The organism is Ruegeria sp. AM1 (assembly GCF_056540745.1).
In genome coordinates this window covers 13,067-30,946 of record NZ_JBQFXH010000012.1, presented here as the reverse complement: position 1 = coordinate 30,946, position 17,880 = coordinate 13,067, and the positions used below count along the sequence as shown (strand labels likewise).

The 17,880-nt window shown below is 57.6% G+C and carries 17 protein-coding genes and 2 pseudogenes; 10 read left to right on the top strand and 9 right to left on the bottom strand.

The features are described from left to right. Window positions 1-40: 40 nt before the first annotated feature. Together ACR0I7_RS17490 and ACR0I7_RS17485 are read right to left on the bottom strand one after the other, a co-directional pair. Window positions 41-4,525 carry a beta strand repeat-containing protein gene (locus ACR0I7_RS17490; RefSeq protein WP_480513295.1) on the bottom strand — a complete coding sequence of 1,495 codons (4,485 nt, stop codon included), beginning with the start codon at window positions 4,523-4,525 and terminating at the stop codon, window positions 41-43. Window positions 4,526-4,766: 241 nt separating this feature from the next. After that, window positions 4,767-5,195, bottom strand: a complete 429-nt coding sequence (locus ACR0I7_RS17485) for a helix-turn-helix transcriptional regulator (RefSeq protein ID WP_480513293.1) — start codon at window positions 5,193-5,195, stop codon at window positions 4,767-4,769. Window positions 5,196-6,139: 944 nt separating this feature from the next. On the opposite strand from ACR0I7_RS17485, the gene ACR0I7_RS17480 reads away from it, so the two are divergent. Continuing rightward, window positions 6,140-7,792: a sulfatase-like hydrolase/transferase gene (locus ACR0I7_RS17480; RefSeq protein WP_480513291.1), complete on the top strand. Its 1,653-nt coding sequence runs from the start codon at window positions 6,140-6,142 to the stop codon at window positions 7,790-7,792. Between the two features lies 1 nt (window position 7,793). Next, entirely contained in the window at window positions 7,794-8,066 is a 273-nt protein-coding gene (locus tag ACR0I7_RS17475; RefSeq protein ID WP_480513289.1) for a hypothetical protein, read from the top strand. Here ACR0I7_RS17475 and ACR0I7_RS17470 read toward each other — a convergent pair. From ACR0I7_RS17470 to ACR0I7_RS17455, 4 genes and pseudogenes are all read right to left on the bottom strand, one after another. Continuing rightward, window positions 8,063-8,437, bottom strand: a complete 375-nt coding sequence (locus ACR0I7_RS17470; protein ID WP_480513287.1) for a hypothetical protein — start codon at window positions 8,435-8,437, stop codon at window positions 8,063-8,065. The genes ACR0I7_RS17475 and ACR0I7_RS17470 overlap by 4 nt on opposite strands. After that, window positions 8,434-9,061, bottom strand: a pseudogene (locus ACR0I7_RS17465) (TRAP transporter large permease subunit). Before ACR0I7_RS17465 ends, ACR0I7_RS17470 begins: the two are co-directional and overlap by 4 nt. A gap of 305 nt (window positions 9,062-9,366) precedes the next feature. Then, window positions 9,367-10,083, bottom strand: a pseudogene (locus tag ACR0I7_RS17460) (type 2 periplasmic-binding domain-containing protein); the annotation flags it as partial. Between the two features lie 244 nt (window positions 10,084-10,327). Beyond that, on the bottom strand, window positions 10,328-10,501 hold the full coding sequence (locus tag ACR0I7_RS17455; RefSeq protein WP_480513383.1) for a hypothetical protein: 174 nt from the start codon (window positions 10,499-10,501) through the stop codon (window positions 10,328-10,330). Here ACR0I7_RS17455 and ACR0I7_RS17450 point away from each other — a divergent pair. Genes ACR0I7_RS17450 through ACR0I7_RS17440 form a run of 3 tightly spaced genes read left to right on the top strand, consistent with a single transcriptional unit; the run spans window position 10,418 to window position 11,266 of the window. Then, window positions 10,418-10,786 carry a helix-turn-helix domain-containing protein gene (locus ACR0I7_RS17450; protein WP_480513381.1) on the top strand — a complete coding sequence of 123 codons (369 nt, stop codon included), beginning with the start codon at window positions 10,418-10,420 and terminating at the stop codon, window positions 10,784-10,786. The genes ACR0I7_RS17455 and ACR0I7_RS17450 overlap by 84 nt on opposite strands. Continuing rightward, window positions 10,737-11,012 (top strand): hypothetical protein, encoded by a 276-nt coding sequence (locus ACR0I7_RS17445; protein ID WP_480513285.1) that lies wholly within the window; start codon window positions 10,737-10,739, stop codon window positions 11,010-11,012. The genes ACR0I7_RS17450 and ACR0I7_RS17445 overlap by 50 nt, the downstream gene beginning before the upstream one ends. Then, window positions 10,952-11,266, top strand: coding sequence for a type 2 periplasmic-binding domain-containing protein (locus tag ACR0I7_RS17440; RefSeq protein ID WP_480513284.1), 315 nt, complete (start codon window positions 10,952-10,954; stop codon window positions 11,264-11,266). Before ACR0I7_RS17445 ends, ACR0I7_RS17440 begins: the two co-directional genes overlap by 61 nt. Before the next feature lie 30 nt (window positions 11,267-11,296). Here the strand turns inward: ACR0I7_RS17440 and ACR0I7_RS17435 are convergent, their stop codons facing one another. Next, window positions 11,297-11,701 carry an RrF2 family transcriptional regulator gene (locus tag ACR0I7_RS17435; protein ID WP_480513282.1) on the bottom strand — a complete coding sequence of 135 codons (405 nt, stop codon included), beginning with the start codon at window positions 11,699-11,701 and terminating at the stop codon, window positions 11,297-11,299. A 105-nt stretch (window positions 11,702-11,806) separates the two neighbouring features. Here ACR0I7_RS17435 and ACR0I7_RS17430 point away from each other — a divergent pair, with 105 nt between their 5' ends. The 3 genes from ACR0I7_RS17430 to ACR0I7_RS17420 are packed head-to-tail and all read left to right on the top strand — an operon-like array spanning window position 11,807 to window position 14,855. Continuing rightward, window positions 11,807-13,018, top strand: a complete 1,212-nt coding sequence (locus ACR0I7_RS17430; RefSeq protein WP_480513280.1) for a GTP-binding protein — start codon at window positions 11,807-11,809, stop codon at window positions 13,016-13,018. Then, window positions 13,015-13,674 carry a DUF1826 domain-containing protein gene (locus tag ACR0I7_RS17425; protein WP_480513279.1) on the top strand — a complete coding sequence of 220 codons (660 nt, stop codon included), beginning with the start codon at window positions 13,015-13,017 and terminating at the stop codon, window positions 13,672-13,674. The genes ACR0I7_RS17430 and ACR0I7_RS17425 overlap by 4 nt, the downstream gene beginning before the upstream one ends. Window positions 13,675-13,691: 17 nt before the next feature. Further along, on the top strand, window positions 13,692-14,855 hold the full coding sequence (locus ACR0I7_RS17420; protein WP_480513277.1) for an S-(hydroxymethyl)glutathione dehydrogenase/class III alcohol dehydrogenase: 1,164 nt from the start codon (window positions 13,692-13,694) through the stop codon (window positions 14,853-14,855). 56 nt (window positions 14,856-14,911) lie between these two features. Here the strand turns inward: ACR0I7_RS17420 and ACR0I7_RS17415 are convergent, their stop codons facing one another. Continuing rightward, window positions 14,912-15,874: a helix-turn-helix domain-containing GNAT family N-acetyltransferase gene (locus ACR0I7_RS17415; RefSeq protein WP_480513275.1), complete on the bottom strand. Its 963-nt coding sequence runs from the start codon at window positions 15,872-15,874 to the stop codon at window positions 14,912-14,914. 230 nt (window positions 15,875-16,104) lie between these two features. Between ACR0I7_RS17415 and ACR0I7_RS17410 the strand changes: the two genes are divergently transcribed. Beyond that, complete coding sequence (locus ACR0I7_RS17410) at window positions 16,105-16,848, top strand: SDR family NAD(P)-dependent oxidoreductase (RefSeq protein WP_480513273.1); 744 nt, start codon at window positions 16,105-16,107, stop codon at window positions 16,846-16,848. On the opposite strand, the gene ACR0I7_RS17405 is transcribed toward ACR0I7_RS17410, so the two are convergent. After that, window positions 16,738-17,217, bottom strand: a complete 480-nt coding sequence (locus ACR0I7_RS17405; RefSeq protein ID WP_480513271.1) for a winged helix-turn-helix transcriptional regulator — start codon at window positions 17,215-17,217, stop codon at window positions 16,738-16,740. The genes ACR0I7_RS17410 and ACR0I7_RS17405 overlap by 111 nt on opposite strands. 19 nt (window positions 17,218-17,236) lie before the next feature. Between ACR0I7_RS17405 and ACR0I7_RS17400 the strand changes: the two genes are divergently transcribed. Next, window positions 17,237-17,683, top strand: a complete 447-nt coding sequence (locus ACR0I7_RS17400) for a hypothetical protein (RefSeq protein WP_480513269.1) — start codon at window positions 17,237-17,239, stop codon at window positions 17,681-17,683. Window positions 17,684-17,880 lie beyond the last annotated feature (197 nt).

Below are 17,880 nucleotides of genomic sequence, written 5' to 3'. Positions count from 1 at the left end.
CTGGCCTTTGGAGCAGTGCTTTGCGTCGCTCAGCGACGGACTAGAACCGCCATTCGTATGATGCCCAGATCGCCTGTGTCGACACATCTGCGCCCAAGGTCGACCGGGCCTCAAGGTTCAGGACCCCGCCATGATCAAATACCTTTTGATAGCTCAAACCAAGCTCGCCAAAGGTCTCTGCCCCGCTGCCGCCCGAGGCCAAAAGCAGCGTATTGCCGAACACCGTTACATCCACAGCAGATGGCGCATCCGCATCACGATGAACGGCGGCAAGCGATGCCGACAGTGTTCCGTCTGCCAGAGAAGTCGCATAGCGCCCGCCCAGCCGCGTTTCAGTGAATGAGACGTCACGCTCTCCGACCGTTGCATTGGCGGAGGTGCCGGTTTCCGTGTACCCATCCAAATCCTGCCGGCCATAGAGGAAACTCGCCTGTGGCGTGAACACAGCACCGTTTTGCAGCGCATAGTCCCGCTGCGCCGCCACCAAAGCCGTGAACATGTCACTGGAATAGTCCCCAATTGCGTCAGAGCCGCTGACCGAGCGGGTCTCGGTGTGGTCGAACTGACCATAGCCCAACCCAAAACTCAGATCGGCAAAGCCGAAGTTCTGGGCGACGATGCCGCTGAAATAGACACCTGTTGTGTCGAATGAGGCCACGCCGAAAGTACCGTTGTTCTCGAGGTAGCTGGCCCCAAGCCCAAATCGCAGGCCCGCGCCCAGGTCACGCGTCACGCCGGCACTGACACTCCACATATTCGAGGACAGCGCAGCCGTGTCGGCACTCGCGTCGGCGTCGCTTTGGCTGCCGCTGATCAGGAAATAAGGACGAACCCCTTCGATCGGGCCACTTCCGCTTGTACTCAGGACAGTCCGCTCACCGCTGTTGTTCAGATCAGGAGAGCCTTGCAGCTGACGGGCAAGGTCATAGGACAGGCCCGCAATCTCAAAGGATTGGTCCAGGTTCGGTTGCGCGTCATCCGCATCATAAGATGCGTAGACCGGCGCCGATCCCCCCTCACCGTCCACAAACCAGCCCTGGCCAGCCGAGGTGACGCTTGTGGTGAAATTGCCCTGCAAGGTGTCGTCATCCTGAAAGCGGTAGACACCTCGGCCCCCCACATGTATCAGGTTGACGTTGTGGTCGCTGACACGGATCAGCCCGTCGACGCTGGCCGTATTCTCGACATTCAGCGTGCCGCCCCCGTCGCCCAGAAATACGGCGTAGCTTTCGCCAGAGGACGTGGCCGCGATATCGCCGGTGACATTGACCGTGCCTTGCGCCGCTTCGACCCAAAGACCATAGGCGGATGCGGCAGAACCCTCGGCGGCGACCTGGATCGAACCGCTATGTGTCAGCACCGCGCCTGCCGAGAGCTGTTCGGCATGCAGACCATACGCGCTGGCGCTTCCATCCCCTGATACCGCAACGTTCAGGCTGCCGCTGTTTTCCAATGACCCGTAGACGTCATTGGCAGAAATACCCCATGCCTCGGCGTCCAAGACACCCTGGGTGATCGTATTCACGGTCACAGAACCGCTGTTGATGAACGACGCGCCGGTCAGGATATCGTTTGGCTCAATGCCAAATGCCTCAGCCTGCGCACTGTCATCGACATTCAGCAATACGCTGATGTTGCCCGCGCTTTGAAAGCTGCCTTCGACATCTGAGATATCGATCCCATAGGCCCCGGCAAAGAACATGTTCTGTGCCGCCGTTTGCACCCGGATCGCACCGGAATTTGAAAACGCGCCCGTGGCAGAGATATCGCCCAGGTCGATGCCATAGCCCTCGGCAAAGAAACCATCCTGCCCCTGCAGCGCAACCGAAACGTCTCCCTCATTGGTGAATGTCCCGTCGACGTCGTCTCCGGACAGGCCAAACGCGCCGCCGCCAAACGACCCGCCCGCCTCAGCCGCGACTGAGACCGTTCCGGAGTTTGCGAATGTGCCGCCGGCCTCGATCGCACCCATTTCAATCCCGGCAGCAAAGGCGGACGAAGATCCGGTGTTGCGGACGCTGACCTGGATGCTGCCTGAATTACTGACCCCACCGCTGATGTCGTCAATCTCAAGGCCAGCTGCGTCAGCCGAGGAACTGCCGGCCGCTGCAACCGTAATGGTGGCCGAGTTCTGGAACTGCCCCGAGACGTCGTCCATCTCGATACCATCTGCGAAAGCGAACTCACCTTCTGCGTAAACCTGGATCGACCCAGAATTTGTGACCTGCCCGGTGATGTCCTGCAGGTCTATGCCGTTGGCATGTGCCGACGATCCGCCCACAGCCTGAACCTGAATGCTGCCACTGTTTTCCAACGTGCCCGAAACATCGCGCAGGTTGATCCCTTCGGCAAACGCGCTGGTTCCATCAGCCGCAGCGGTAATCGTTCCGGTATTCGTCAACGTCCCCAAGAGGTCGCGACCACTGATACCAACCGCATAGGCAGATGAGGTTGCCGAGGTCGAAACGGTCAGGTTTCCGCTGTTCTGCAACTGACCCGAGATGTTGCCGACACGGATGGCCTGGACGCTGGCAGTGGTCGCGTTGTTGGCGTTGATGCCGATCGTTCCGCTGTTTTGCAGGAGGCCGGACACCGTATTGGCCGAGATACCCTGCACCCGCGCATCTGATCCGTCCGCAGTGATTGCGATCGTCCCGCTATTGGCCACGGATCCCGAGATGTTCGACATGCGAAAGCCGCTGGCCTCGATGCTGGAACCCTGCACGTTCATTCGGATGGTTCCCGAATTCGTCAGGTTGCCCGATACATCTCGCGCATCGATCCCATAGGCGGTTGCGTGGCTTGTGGCAGATACTGTCAGGTCCAGCGTACCCGAGTTGTTCAGAGTGCCCGCGACGCTGTGGGCGGTAATCCCATAAGCCTCGCCGCTCGAGGCGTTCTGAGCACTGACCACGATGTCTCCGGCATTGTCGACGACACCCGAGCCGCCAATATCCTGCACCAGAATACCCTGCGCCGTCGGGCTGCTGCCGGTCGCCGTGACGGTCATTGTCCCGCTGTTTTGCAGCGTACCCATCACATCACCGGCTTCGATACCTGTCGCGCTGGCGCCCGATGTAGAAAGCGCCGTAACCGTCAGCGTTCCGGTGTTCGACAGGTTCCCGCTGATGTCATCCACCTGAATGCCGCTTGCATTTGCGCTCCCGCTGGTGGCCTCTGCGCGGACGGCAATGCTGCCGCTGTTTGCAAGAGAGCCATCAATGCTGATCGCTTCTATTCCGCGTGCGCCCGCGTCAGTAACGCCGTCCACCCGAACGTCCAACGCGCCAGAATTCGTGACAGTTCCAAAAATATTGTCAAAATCCAAAGCGTCGGCATAGGCGCTGCTTGTCGTGGCCGTCGCCTGTACGGAAACGGAACCGCTGTTCACGAATGAGGCAGCCGCCGCCAGCTGACTGACATCAAACCCATCGACGGAAGCGCTTGAACCGGTCGCGACCCCGCTCAGCGCCCCGGTGTTATTCACGGAACCGGTAATATCAGCACTGCTGGTGATCTCGACGATATCAAAAAACGCACCGCCATCTGACGCGGTAACATCAACCGTCAGCGCTCCGCTATTCTCCAGATGACCTGAAAGCCCCAGAATTTCGATCACATCAGCACTGGCATGCGTGTTGCCGACGACCTGAAACCGGATCGCCCCACTGTTGGTCAGACTGCCGGAAAGATCGTTTATCTCGATACCGTCTCCGCTCGCGCTACCGGATCGACTGGTTGCGGCAACATCTATCGGGCCCGAGTTGATGACCTGACCCGCGGCCTGGTCAATCTGAATGCCGTCGACGCTGGCTGAAAAGCCATCCGTCTGCGCTGTGACGGTGATGCTGCCGGTGTTTGTCAGCGTCCCATCAACCTGTGTCGCACGGATACCGTCCGCCACGGCGCTACTGCTTGTGTCCACGTCAACGTCAATGGTGCCCGAGTTGGATAGCGTACCAATCACTGCACCCGTGCGGACGCCCGCAGCCGTACCAAAGGTCAAGGCAGAGTTTGCTATGCTGATTGTACCGGTGTTCTGCAAAGACCCGTCAACGTCCCCCTGAACATCGATACCTGCCAGGTTCGCGGAATCGCCTATTGCAGCGCCCATGGTGATTGTGCCCGAGTTCAGAACCGAACCGGACAGGTCGCCGTTTATGTCAATCGCGGCACGGGTCCGGTTGATCCCTTCCGGCGACGACAACAGCCCGTCATTGGTCAGGTCACTAGTGTAGTCCGGCACATTGACAACAACCAGCCCCGCGCCCGACAGCGGGTTCACAACGATCGACCCGGTACTTGTGATCGTGTGGTCTTCGTCCACCGCGCTCACCAAAGGTGCGGTCCGCGCGGTCGAGACAACCTCGGCACCGGCGCCGCCGACCGACAGCGCCGCAACCGAGACTGTGCCCCAGAAAAGCGATGGCGCAACGCTTGCCACCTTACCCTTGAATTTCGTCAAACGACCACCGCGCGCAATCGCGCGTTTCTTCTGCTCGGTCAGCATAAAACCCCATCTCACCTGGCTATGTTTCCATTCCCCGCGCCTTCGGTTTGCTCCGAAGTACGCTCGCATTGCGGCCCCCTTTTAGGCACGCGTCAGAAAGCGGTTAAAGGGTTAATAGAGGCAGGATTATGGCCGAAGCAGAGCTTTAGAACTTTGGTTTATGCCTTATTTTTATGGGCATTGTGCCATGTTGAGACTTGGCGCCTGCTATGACCTTGTTTCCCCTTCCAGAAACGCTTGAGACCTAGCCCGAACATCAGGCAACAGATCCACCATCGGTCAGATCTTCCAGCAGCGCGCTCAACAATTGCGCCTTGCCGGCATATCCGGATTTTTTGTAGATCGAATTGGTCTGCGCCTTGATGGTCCCTTCCTTGGCATTGCGGATTTCTGCCATTTCAGCTGTCGAGCAACCCTTGATCAAAAGCCGGGTGACATCTCGTTCGGCATCCGAAAAAGACCACTCTTCGAAATAGGCATTCAGGAGATCTTCGAACGCGCCGGAGGCCCGGGCAACCTTGTCCTCCAGCGTCTCCTGATAGCGACGCATTTTGAGCACCTCGTTGCCCAGCACCATGATCGCCCCAAACAACGACAGCATGATCAGGACCTCCCAGACGTGGATATCATCCCATTCGTCGATCCAGGCGACTCCCATTGCCTCGCCGATATCTTCAAACAGCATCACGCTGGCGCAAAACAGGGAGGCAAAGAAGGAGAAAGTCAGACGTTTTCTTGAAGGCATTGGTGGACCATAGTAGCTGAGATGTATCGAAGCTGCCTATGGAAAACCTGCAAGGCGCACAAGCCCATGAATACCCATACGACCCTTATTTGCTATGGCAAAGATAGAGGCCCATACCTGCTGCTCATCCTAAGAAGCTATGCCGCGTTGCAGTTTTTTTCCCGATAGACCGTCAACCGTCACGCAGCGGTTGAAAGCTGGTTCTGGCACCCCCAAATCGTCACCATCGGGTTCTTTCGGCGGAAACGCCGTGTGGGAAACGTCATAAACTTAAGTCAACAATTGCTGTTTTGCTTCTGGCGACCGGCATCCTCTGCGCATTTGGAGCTTTCGGCGTCGGACCGATGTCACTGATAGGAGGATTTGCCATGGAAAAAGAACTTAACTCGCTGATTGGAAACTTTAGCCTTGGATATTGCGCAAGCTATATCTGCAACTTGACGTTTTCGCCGAAAGAATCTGAAGCGTAGCCTCGGCTTTAGGCAAATGGGCTGGACCCTGTGCTGACTGTCGACTATGGGCCATATTGATGGCTTGCAGCCGAAAGAACCTCCGAACATATCGTCTAATTGCAGATTGTTACGTGCATCCGATTTCTCGCGCGGTGACATCTCGCACTCTTGTGGTCGTCTAGCGTAAATCACTGCAACTTACGAAAAGGCTGCATTTTTGAAAGCGGGGATTCACGCGTCGCGGTTGGTTCCGTCAACGAAACCCGGCCGCTCAGATCGTGGAACAACACTTGGGGACCAGTCGCGACGATTGGAAGCCATTTGCTTCGGCCTGCGCAATCGGGAATTACCGCTGGTTATAACCTAGGCTTTGCGTTTCTTGCCAAGCCGTTCCTGATTTGTGAGGCTTTCCCAAATGATGCAGGACGAACAATGAATATCTTATTCATCATGTATGACCAATTGCGCTTTGATTATCTGAGCTGCGCAGGCCATCGCCACCTTCAGACCCCTCACTTTGACCGCGTCGCAAAGATGGGTGTCCGTTTCACCAACGCCTATGTGCAATCGCCGGTCTGCGGCGCGAGCCGGATGAGCTTCTATACGGGGCGGTATTGTTCCAGCCACGGTGCGCAGTGGAACGGATTTCCTTTGCGCGTGGGTGAAATGACCATGGGCGATCACCTGCGCGAGCTGGGCATGCAATGCTGGCTGGTAGGTAAAACGCATATGCGGGTCGACACCAAAGGGATGGCGCGTCTGGGCCTTGCGCCGGACAGCATCGTTGGCGCCCGTCAGGCTGAATGCGGCTTTGATGTTTGGATACGAGATGACGGGCTTTGGGCCGAAGGCCCCGACGGGTTCTATGACTCATCGCGATCCCCCTACAACGAATACCTGAGATCAAAGGGGTATATTGCCGAGAACCCCTGGAGCGTGAACGCCAATGCGGGCATCGAGGATGGGGAAATCGCTTCGGGCTGGATGTTTCAGAACGCGGACAAGCCGGCCAATATCCGCGAGGAAGACAGCGAAACCCCCTGGTTGACGACAGAGACGCTCAAATTCATCGATCAGGCCGACGACCCCTGGTGCGCCCATGTAAGCTATATCAAACCGCACTGGCCCTACATCGTACCCGCACCATATCACAACATGTACGGCCCGGAGACCATTCAACCGGCTCTGCGCGACGCCAAAGAACTGTCACATCCACATCCGGTATTGGCGGCTTATCAGGGTGGGAAAATCGCGAAAGCCTTTCAGGACGATGACGTGCGCGCAAAGGTCATTCCGGCCTATATGGGGCTGATCAAGCAATGTGACGATCAACTGGGGCGGATCCTGGATCATCTGGAAGCCACCGATCGCCTGCAGGACACGATGATCGTTCTGACATCCGATCACGGCGACTATCTGGGCGACCATTGGCTTGGTGAAAAAGACATGTTTCATGATCCCTCGGTCAAAGTTCCGATGATCATCTATGATCCCCGTCCCGAGGCAGATGCCACCCGCGGACAAACCTGTGACGCCCTTGTGGAAGCCATCGACCTGTTACCGACCTTCGTTGAAGCCGCAGGCGGGATCGTGCCGGATCATATTCTGGAGGGGCTCAGCCTGTCGCCCCACCTACACGGCGAACCCAACGCGGCACGCAGCTATGTCATCAGCGAATACGACTACTCGGTCACGCCCTATTGCCAGCAGCTGGGACTGGAGCCGCGGGACGCAAGGATGTTCATGGTGTTCGACGGCCGGTGGAAGATGATCCATTTCGAAGGCGGTTTCCGCCCGATGCTGTTTGATCTGCAAAACGACCCGTCGGAGCTGACAGATCTTGGGGATTCGACCGCTCATGAGGTCGAGATTGAGCGACTTTATCAGCACCTTGCGCAATGGGGGCGGCGCCTAGCGCAGCGCGTCACGCGGTCGGACGACGATATCATCAATATGCGGGGCAAAAGCCTACGCAAAGGAATCCTACCTTTTCTCAAAGACGGGAGCGAAGTGCCGGAAGAACTGACCCGTGCCATGCGCGGGACCGCGCCGCAGGATTTTGTCTCAAAACCAGAGGACCCCTGAAATGACTATGTATGACACCGGCAGCCGCGCGCTGCAGGACCGCTATGGCGGTCGCAAAGTTGCGGATGCAATATGCGACAAGATTGGCAGCACCACGATCACCGATGAGTATCGCGCCTTTATCGAAGACTGCAGCTTCTTCTTTCTGGCAACGTCATCCGGCAACGATACCGATTGCTCGTTCAAGGGTGGCCCCAACGGGTTCGTACGGATCACGGTCCCGACACGCTGCTTTTGCCGGATTACGACGGCAACCGGATGTACAAATCTCTAGGCAACATCCAGCAGAATCCAAACGTGGGACGGCTGTTCATCAAATTCGATGCCGAAACCTCTGCGCGCTATCTGCGGGTGCGGATCAATGGCAAAACCACTTTGTTTGACGACCATCCTGAGATGAGCAGTTTCCCCGGTGCCAAACGGCTGATCGAGGTGAAAACGGACCACGTCTATCTGAATTGCGGGCGGTACATCCCTGAAATGGAAATGCTGAGCGAAAACCAGCATGTGCCAGCCGAGCGCAAAGAGGCCCCGGTGCCCAAGTGGAAGCTGCGGCCCGAGGATTTCACCCTCGTTGGAAATCATCAGGATCGTGCAATAGACCGAGCCATCGGTCTTGGGTTCGCGTTCGACAACCCCGATCACCACATCGATGTTCGCTGCCCGCGCGGCCTCGCAAAGCCGGTCGGTTTCAAGCTCGGGGCGGCGGCATTGACGGTGAAGACGTTGATGCCAACTGGCGGCGTGATCAGACCCAGTTCGATCAGAATGATCATCGGGATGCCAAACCAAATCAGATCCGCATCGCGGGTCTCGAGAATGGGCAGGAACACCGGCACCACAAGCACCAGGATCGAAATCGGGTCAAACACCATGCCCATCAACACGCACACCACGGCGATGAAGGCGATAACCGTCAGCGTACTCACGTCCTGTGCCTCGATAAAGGCAAACAGTTGCAGGGGCAGCCCTGCCAAGTTGACGAATTTCGCAAAGACCGGCGCGCCGCGAAATCGCAAAAAGGAACGCACCTATGGCGCCGACGCTAGCCGCCTCGGTCGGGGTCAGAATGCCGAAGTAGATGCCGCCTAAGACCACCGCGAACAAAAGCAGGAAGGCCCAGGTCCACTCCATGGCAGCAAAGCGTTCCAGCAGGGACATGAAGTTGATCTTGCCGCCATGCGCGGGTCGCAGCCGCACCCAGAAAACGATCGACAGCATGAAAAGGCTCATCATCAAAAGCCCGGGCATCACACCGGCGATGAGCATCTTGCCGATGTCCTGACGCACAAAAATGCAATAGATGACCATCGGCACGCCGGAAAAGGCCAGTAACAGCAGGGCCAATATACCTAAGAGAGAGAGCAGCATCACACACCCTCACGCCAAAATCGGGGCAGCTCGAGGCACAACAGAACAGCGGCGCTGTTCAACAAGGCGGCCAAGGCGACAAAAAATCGCGCCAATGGAAAAGTCCGGCACAGCAGTGTACTCATAATTGTCCAGCAGATGCACGGCATGGCGCCAGATCAACGCCGCCAGAATACAGGTGGCCACAAGTTCCCGATCAGAATTCAGGCGCGATAGACCCGGTCGCCCAAAACCCGCACCAGAAGATTTTCAAACAGCGTAACTCGGATATGGCCGCGCTGGTGGACGCAGATAATGAACCCAAATCCCAGCAGAATGGCGAGCATCGCTTGGTTCAGTTCGTTGACCCCCAAGTACAGGCCGATTGAACAGGTTGCGCAAGACCACGTCATAGGCAGTAAGCCCGGCAATGGCAGCGAGAAACTGATCGAGGACACCCAGGTCGAGAATTCGGTTGCGGATTTCACATAGGTTCCAATCCGAAAGTCGCGCACGCTTTCCATGGACAGGCCAAAGATGCCGTCAACCACCCCGCTCGGGACCGACTCGCTGATCTGAACTGCGGGTGTTGTCACGGGGCTGATCCGCTCTTCGAACAGAATTTTGGCCGCCGAGCCCAGCAGCGCCCACATCTGACGATCTCTCAGATCGGCAACTGAATTGATGGGCGTTTCATCAAGCGTATAGGCCTGCCCTCCGGCGAAATGAAAAAGCGAGAGCAGCTCGGCATCGTCATAGAGGCCCTTGTCGGCAAGATCGGTTTCATAGGCGTCCCACAAGGCAACTGAAGCGTCTTCTGTGCTGTTAATGAGCCAGGGAAGCATCGACATAGCGATCAAAGGCTCTTTGCGCTGGATGAAAGTATTGGCAGTTACGGCAATGTCAGCAACGCCGGACGTGACCGCGCCATATTGCTGATTTGGCGGCGCGAGGCGCCTGCGGGAACGGTGATCGACACGCGGCCATCAGTCACTTCGGCGCCGTCCTCGCTCTATTCGATCAGCTCGGAATACAAGAACTGCTGCTGAGGCACGAAGACATTCATCACCAGGTTCGTCTCAGTACCGCGAGTGGTATCAGGTCTTTTCTGCGCATTATGCTTATCCCTGTTGTGGCTCCGTTTTCTTTCTATGCTAGACACCAATTTGCACGGGGCTATGTCGTTTAGGCGCCGAAATTATAACCAATGGTTATGCTGACGGGGGCAATCGATTGGATATCAAGAAACTCAAAGGCTTTATCGCGATTGCAGAGCTGAGCAGCATCAATGCCGCGGCGGCGCATCTTGGGGTCTCGCAGCCAGCTTTGTCCAAATCGCTCCGCGTGCTTGAAAACCATTGTGGACCCCCCTGCTTGTCCGCGACCGATCAGGGGTCGTCCCGACAGAGTTCGGCAAAACCCTGCTGGAACACGCTCGGGTCATTTCTGCCGAACTGCGAAAGGCGGAACAGAATATCTCTGACATGCAGGAAAGGTTTGATCGCAAGATCAACCTTGCCATTTCGCCCGCGCCATCGATCAGCCTGCTGCAAAGGCACTGAAAGGGTTTCGCAAGGAATTTCCGGACGTCATCGTGAATGTGCGCGAAAGTGTGTTCCCCCGCGCAGGCGATCAATTGAGTGACGGAACAGCCGACCTTGCGGTCGGTCCGGTTGTGCCCTCGCTGAACACTGCGGCGTTCATGCAAACCCCGATTATGGACTTTCCCCTTGTCGTGGTGACCAATCAGGATCACCCGCTGAAACACGCGACAAGCCTGACAGACCTGATGGAGGCCGACTGGCGCAAGTGGACGGCAACAGTGTCGCCAGCTCGCTCATCAAGAAGACCTTCGAAGCTGCGGGGCTGACATCGCCCCGCTTTATCATCGATAGCTATTCCATTCTGTCCTCGATCACGTTGGTCAAGGCCCTGAACCTCATCGGCATCATGCCGCATGAGTTGCTTGATAACGCGATGGCGCAGGGTCTGTGTGAAATCAAAGTCAAAGAAACCATCGCGCGCAACACATGCGGGATTGTCGTCGACCAGCGCCGTCCGCTGTCAAAATACACGCTGGCAATGGCAAAGCATCTCGAACGGGCCGGAGTCTACCTGAGCTAGCCTCGGCAGCCAGAGGTTTTCACAGACCCATCAATCGCCACGCACCTCGGAAATTGAGGTTTCGCCCAGCTTTTGTATCAGGCTTTGTTCGATGTCTTTCAGAACACTGGAAACCTGTTTGTGCAGCGCATGTTCCAGTGAACATTCTGAAACCTGCACTGGGTCTTCGGTGGCCACCAGGCTCTCATCCAGCGCGAGGTAAACATCGGCGAGCGTGATGTCTTCGGGCGGCCGCGCCAGTCGCCAGCCACCAGCGTGACCCTTTTCTGACGTCAGAAGCCCGGCCTCTCGCAGCCGGCCAAGAACTCGGCGCACCACGACAGCATTGGTTCCGGCATGATCTGCGATATCGGCAGACGTGCGCGTCCGCTCCGGCTCTCCTGCCATATGGCTCAGGGTGTGCAGGGCAAGAGACAGGCGGCTGTTTCGCTTCATATGCGGGGTTTCTCCAAGACGGGGCTTTATGTAACTTTATTTGTTGCATTCATCTAGTAACTGCGTAAGTTACAAGACTTGCAAAGCAGGTTATGGAGGCATTCTATGCCAGAGACTCGTCTACCCGTCACGGTTCTTTCCGGTTTTCTCGGAGCGGGGAAGACCACGTTGCTCAATCGTGTTCTCAACAACCGCGAGGGACGTCGGGTTGCGGTCATCGTCAATGACATGTCCGAGGTGAACATTGATGCAGATCTTGTCCGCGCGGATACCGAGCTGAGCCGGACTGACGAAACGCTGGTCGAGATGTCGAATGGCTGTATTTGCTGCACCCTGCGCGATGACCTGCTGGATGAGGTGCGCCGCCTCGCCGCAGAAGGTCGTTTCGACTACCTGCTGATCGAATCCACCGGCATTTCCGAACCGCTTCCGGTCGCTGCCACCTTTGATTTTCGGGATGAATATGGTGACAGCCTGTCCGATGTGGCGCGGCTGGATACGATGGTAACGGTTGTTGATGCGGTGAACCTGCTCAACGATTTCTCGTCTCATGATTTTCTGCGGGATCGCGGCGAAACCATGGGCGAAGAGGATGAGCGCACGCTGGTCCATCTGCTGACCGACCAGATCGAGTTCGCAGATGTGGTGATCCTGAACAAGGTCAGCGATGCCGGGCCCGAAAAGGTGGATGCCGCCCGCAAAATCATCCGCAGCCTGAATGCGGATGCAAAGATCATCGAAGCAGATCATTCCGACGTGCAGGCCGACTCAATTCTGGACACCGGGATGTTTGACTTTGAAAAGGCGCATGAGCATCCGATGTGGGCGAAAGAGCTATATGGCTTTGCCGATCATGTCCCCGAGACCGAAGAATACGGGGTCGCCTCTTACGTCTATCGCGCCCGCTTGCCTTTTGTCCCCGAACGCATTCTGGATCTTCTGAACGGCGACTTGCCGGGCGTGATCCGGGCCAAGGGCCATTTCTGGATTTCGACGCGCCCCGATTGGGTTGCCGAATTCTCGCTGGCCGGGGCCTTATCCAGCGTCAAGCCGCTGGGCACCTGGTGGGCAAGCGTTCCGGAAGAGCGTCGCCCCACCCATGAAAACGCCCGCACCTATATGCAGGCCCATTGGCAAGAGCCCTGGGGTGATCGTCGTCAGGAAATCGTGTTTATCGGTGCCGGCATCGACTGGCCCCGGCTGAAAGATCGCCTGGATCGTTGCCTTGTCCCCGCTTTGGCCGCCACCGGCCCCAATGATCTGCCGGATTATCCCGATCCGTTCCCGCTCTGGCGTCGTGTGGAGGATGCGGCATGAATTTCGTCCGAAAGACGGTCCAGGGCACCGCTCCGGGCATCAGCTTTGTGGAGGACCCAACGGCGCTGGCCGCCTTCTTGCGGCCTGAATGTGCCGCTGCGATCTGGAGGCGCCAGACACCGCCCGACGTTCAGAACTGGCTGGACACTCTTGAGCCCGACGCACTGCCGCGCGGACGTGTCATCCTTCGACCCAACGCGGTGACGGATACCGTCCGCCATCTCTGCGGCATGGCAGAGATGCCAGTGGGCCCAGAACGCAACTGGCTGGTGGCCGATGTCGCAGCATTGGCGGATGCTTTCTCGGACTTGATGTCAGCGCCGTTCCTGCGCCTGCGGCTGGATGTTGTAACCACCAATGCCTGTCGCAAATTCCACGTTGATGCCGTGAACGCGCGACTGGTCTGCACCTATCGCGGCACCGGAACCCAATACGGTCTGTCCCCGGACCGAAGCGACCCAAAGCGGGTCTTCACCGTCCAGACCGGCGCGCCGATCCTGCTGCGCGGAACGCTTTGGCCTGAAACCCCGTCCTCAGGATTGCTGCACCGCTCCCCGCCGATCGAGGGCAGCGGAGAGACCCGTCTGGTTCTGGTGTTGGACCCGGTCTCTGAGCCGCATGACGAAGCTGACTACGCCCACACCCGCCTGCACTGAAAGATGAGGATGTTGCCATGAAGACTCGCGCCGCCATTGCCTGGGCTCCAAACCAGCCGCTGGAGATCGAAGAGATCGATCTGGAAGGCCCGAAAGACGGCGAGGTCCTTGTCCGGATCGTGACAACCAGCCTGTGCCACACGGATGTGTTCACGCTCTCTGGTGAGGACCCCGAAGGCCTGTTTCCCTGTATTCTCGGGCACGAGGGCTGCGGCGTGGTCGAAGAGGTCGGGAAAGGTGTCACCTCGGTCAAACCCGGCGATCACGTGATCCCGCTTTACATCCCCGAAGATCCGAACTGCCCCTATATCAAATCTGGCAAAACCAATCTGTGTCAGACGATCCGCGAAACCCAGGGTGCAGGGCTGATGCCCGACGGGACGTCGCGCTTTTCCTATAAGGGCAAGCAGATTCTGCACTATATGGGCACAAGCACCTTCAGCGAATATACTGTGTTGCCCGAGATTTCGGTAGCCAAGATCTCGAAAGACGCGCCCCTGTCAAAGACATCGGTCATGGGCTGCGCGGTTCCCACCGGCATGGGTGCCGTGCGTAATACGGCCAATGTCGAAGCGGGCGCAACGGTCGCGGTGTTCGGGCTCGGCGCTGTGGGCATGGCGGTGATTCAGGGCGCCGTGATGAGCGGGGCGTCGCGGATCATCGGCATCGACGTCAACCCAGCCAAATTCCTTCTGGCAAAATCTCTGGGCGCGACCGAATGCGTCAACCCCAAAGACTACGACGCGCCGATCCAGGATGTCCTGGTCGAGATAACCGGTGGCGGGCTCGACTACACGTTCGAGGCAGTCGGCAACGTAGACCTGATGCGTGCCGCCCTCGAGTCTTGCCACAAAGGCTGGGGTGAATGCACGGTGATCGGTGTCGCCGGCGCTGGTCAGGAAATTGCTACCCGCCCCTTCCAATTGGTCACGGGGCGGGTCTGGCGCGGAACCGCCTTTGGCGGCGTGAAAGGGCGCAGCGAGCTGCCGGGGATGGTCGATGAATGGATGCGGGGCGAATTCAGCGTCGATCCCTATATCACGCATCACATGAACCATAACCAGATCAACACGGCCTTCGATCTGCTGAAAGCCGGCGAGTCGATCCGCTCCGTAATCCATTTCCGGCCAGATGACACAATGACGGTCAACTCGCTGCCAGGCATGATCCTGCCCGAGTAGGCAGCTCTGACCGCCATTGAACGAAAAGCCGCCGAAAGCGTGCTGGGTGTCTCAGGCTAGGCGGGCTCGGCCCGCTTGCGCTCGAACTGTTGCTCGATGACCTCCGTTCCCCACTGCTTGCCCGGGGTTTCTCGGACAAGCGCAAAGCCGTGTTTTTCATAGAGGTGACGCGCCGCATCCAGCCCTTTGAACGTCCAGAGCTGGGTCAGGTCCGCGTGTACAGCATCCGCAAATGACGTGGCCTTTTCCAGAAGCAGGCTGCCAATCCCCATGCCCTGGGCTTCCTGGCTGACGATGAACCACCTGAGATGGCTGACGCCTTCTTCCAAGTCTTCACCGTCCAGCGACACTGACCCCAGCAATGTGTCCCCACGATACGCGGAAAAGGTGGTGTTCGGCGGGCGGTCTATCCGGCCCATGAAATCCGACATTTCTGTCGCAACCTTTCTTTCGAAGACGGCACCGAACCCATAATTGGCAGAGTAGTAGGCAGCGTGCAGACCTGCGACCGATGCAATGACACCCGGCCTGTACCCTTCCCACAGCTCGACATCGCTGGTCCCGAGCGACATGCGTGGGTTTTCTGCGCACAGAGCCTGATCAAACAGCGAAAGACCGGCTTCGATTTGGTCGAGGTCTTCCTGCGTTACCTGATCAAATGCCGATGTCAGCTGCTGCCGTCCGAAATCATCGACGTCGCTGAGAAGCTGCAGCCCCTTGCCGGTCAGTGCCAGTTGGCGCGACCGCTTATCCGCAGGGTCGGGCACGGCCCGGATCAGACCTTCGGTCTTCAGCTTTTGCACAAGGCGGCTGACCGACGATTTCTCCAGATGCAGCAAGGCGGCCAGATCGCTTGCGGTCGCAACTGTGCCATAGCCCAGTTCGATGATCGTATGAACGGCTGAGGGCGACAAATCCGTTCCAGCCAACCCTTTTTGCATGAAACCAAGCGCACGCACGATGCGGCGCGCGCTGGAACGCATTTTGTCGATACGGTTGGTGGTCAGTGCCTGATGCATAGTTGTATAGTACAACTATTTGTCGATCCTGTCCACAAAGGCCATGCCAATCGGATTGGTCAGATCGCTCCGCCTGAACGTACAGTATCATTTTTAGGCCTATACATGGAAATTCTACCTTCTTGCGGCTTCATACCGCCATCTTACCTTGCCCCAGAGCCCAAACGTCATGGCGATCAGCCCCCCTGGCAACGCGTTCTTGAACTTCAAACGAAAGAGAGATCTCAATCTTGCTCGAAGGTAAAAACGCATTGGTATTTGGCGCGGGCGGCCATTTGGGTCGCATCATTTCTGCACGGTTTGAACAGAAAGGCGCGACCGTTTTCAAATCGTCCCATAGTGCTATCCCGCAGATCAGCGATCTGGCCGTTGTTGATGCGTCCGACGAAGATGCGGTCAACGCATATATCGATCAGGTGGCAGCAGAGGCCGAGTCAATTGATGTTGTGGTCAACATGGTTGGCATCGATCTGGCAACCTATAATCATGGGAAACCTGCCGATACCGTCTCAGTCGCGCAGTTTCTGAGGCCCATGGCCGTGGATACCGCATCCCAGTTTGTCACCGCAAAAGCCGCGTATCGGCAGATGTCAAAGCAAGGCAGCGGCGTCATCATCATGAACAAATCTACCCTGGCTAAAGTCGGCGCGCCCTGGTGCCCGGCTCTGTCTGCCTCGCATGCGGCGACCAAAGGGCTTATGCGGTCGCTGGCCCACGAATATGGCCCGGCTGGCGTGCGCTCTGAGGCGATGCCGGAGTCGCCAACCATCGCCTATACGTTCCAAACCATAGGGGCCAACATGGGCATCGGCTTTGACGAGATGAAAGATTTCATCGAGCAAAACAAAACCGCCCTGAAAGAGCTACCACAAGCCAAAGACACGGCAGCGGTCTATGCCTTTGCTGCATCCGATCTGTCGGCGTTCATGGCGGGCACCATGCTGAACAATTCGGCCGGTCACATCGTGGACTAACCGTTTAGGGTGGGCGCCTATGCGTCTGCCCGAAGCCACCAATTTGTGCATCGCGTGAAACATCTCTTCCAGATCGAGCGCCCGATGCGTGGCCGTGTATTCCACCTTTGGCGGCACCTCGGCATAGACCTTGCGCGACACAAGGCCGTCGCCTTCCAGTGCGCGCAACTGATTGGTCAGCATCGTTTGCGTCACGCCCGGGATCATCCGCCGTAACTCATTGAACCGTTTGGTGCCCTTAAAGATCAGGATTTGCAGGATGATGAGCTTCCACTTACCCCCGATCAGCTTGGCAATATCAGGCATCGGACACAGCTCTTCCCCTTCGGCAAGCTGCCCCGGTTTCTCTGTTTTTGCTACGCCGTCCATGGAGTCGTATCCCAATAGTATGTTTTTTCGCACTATACCCAAAAATTCTGCCTTCCTGCAAAAATGGACCAAACCGCAGATGCTGGCCTTTGTCGGCGCATTCCTGATCACCGCCTGTTTTGCAGTCCTGTGGCATGCCGTTTTGTTCGAGCAGCACTTTCTGAACCTCGACGTCTTCACCCGCATGGATGCGCCTCTGTATCACTTTGGCCTACTCGCCTGGGGGCTGGACGCGCTGAAGGTCGCGTGGTTGCTGGGTGTGTTCGCGGCTGCTTTGACCTTGTTCGGCATCGCGGCAAAGGTCCGGATTGATGATCTAACCCTGTGGTTCCTGCTGACCGGCGGGTTCATTTTTCTGCGCACAACTCTGCTGGGGCTGTGGCTCGGGTCCATCTCTGCAAAATTCCGCGGGCGGGATCAATGGGCCCCGCCCCGACACATGCGGTTTGCCCGTGCCGGTGTCTAGATAAGCCTGCAGACTGTCCACAAAGAACATGTCCCACCCCGCCTCGCAGATATCGAAACAGTGCAAATCGGGGGTCAGACCCTCATGTAGGAAATGAATGTCCGTACCGCCGTCTCTGGGCCGGATCGTCCAGATGGCGCGCGTGCCCAACCACTCCTGCTCGATCTCTTTGGGCATGCCCTCGTGAATGTGCAGCG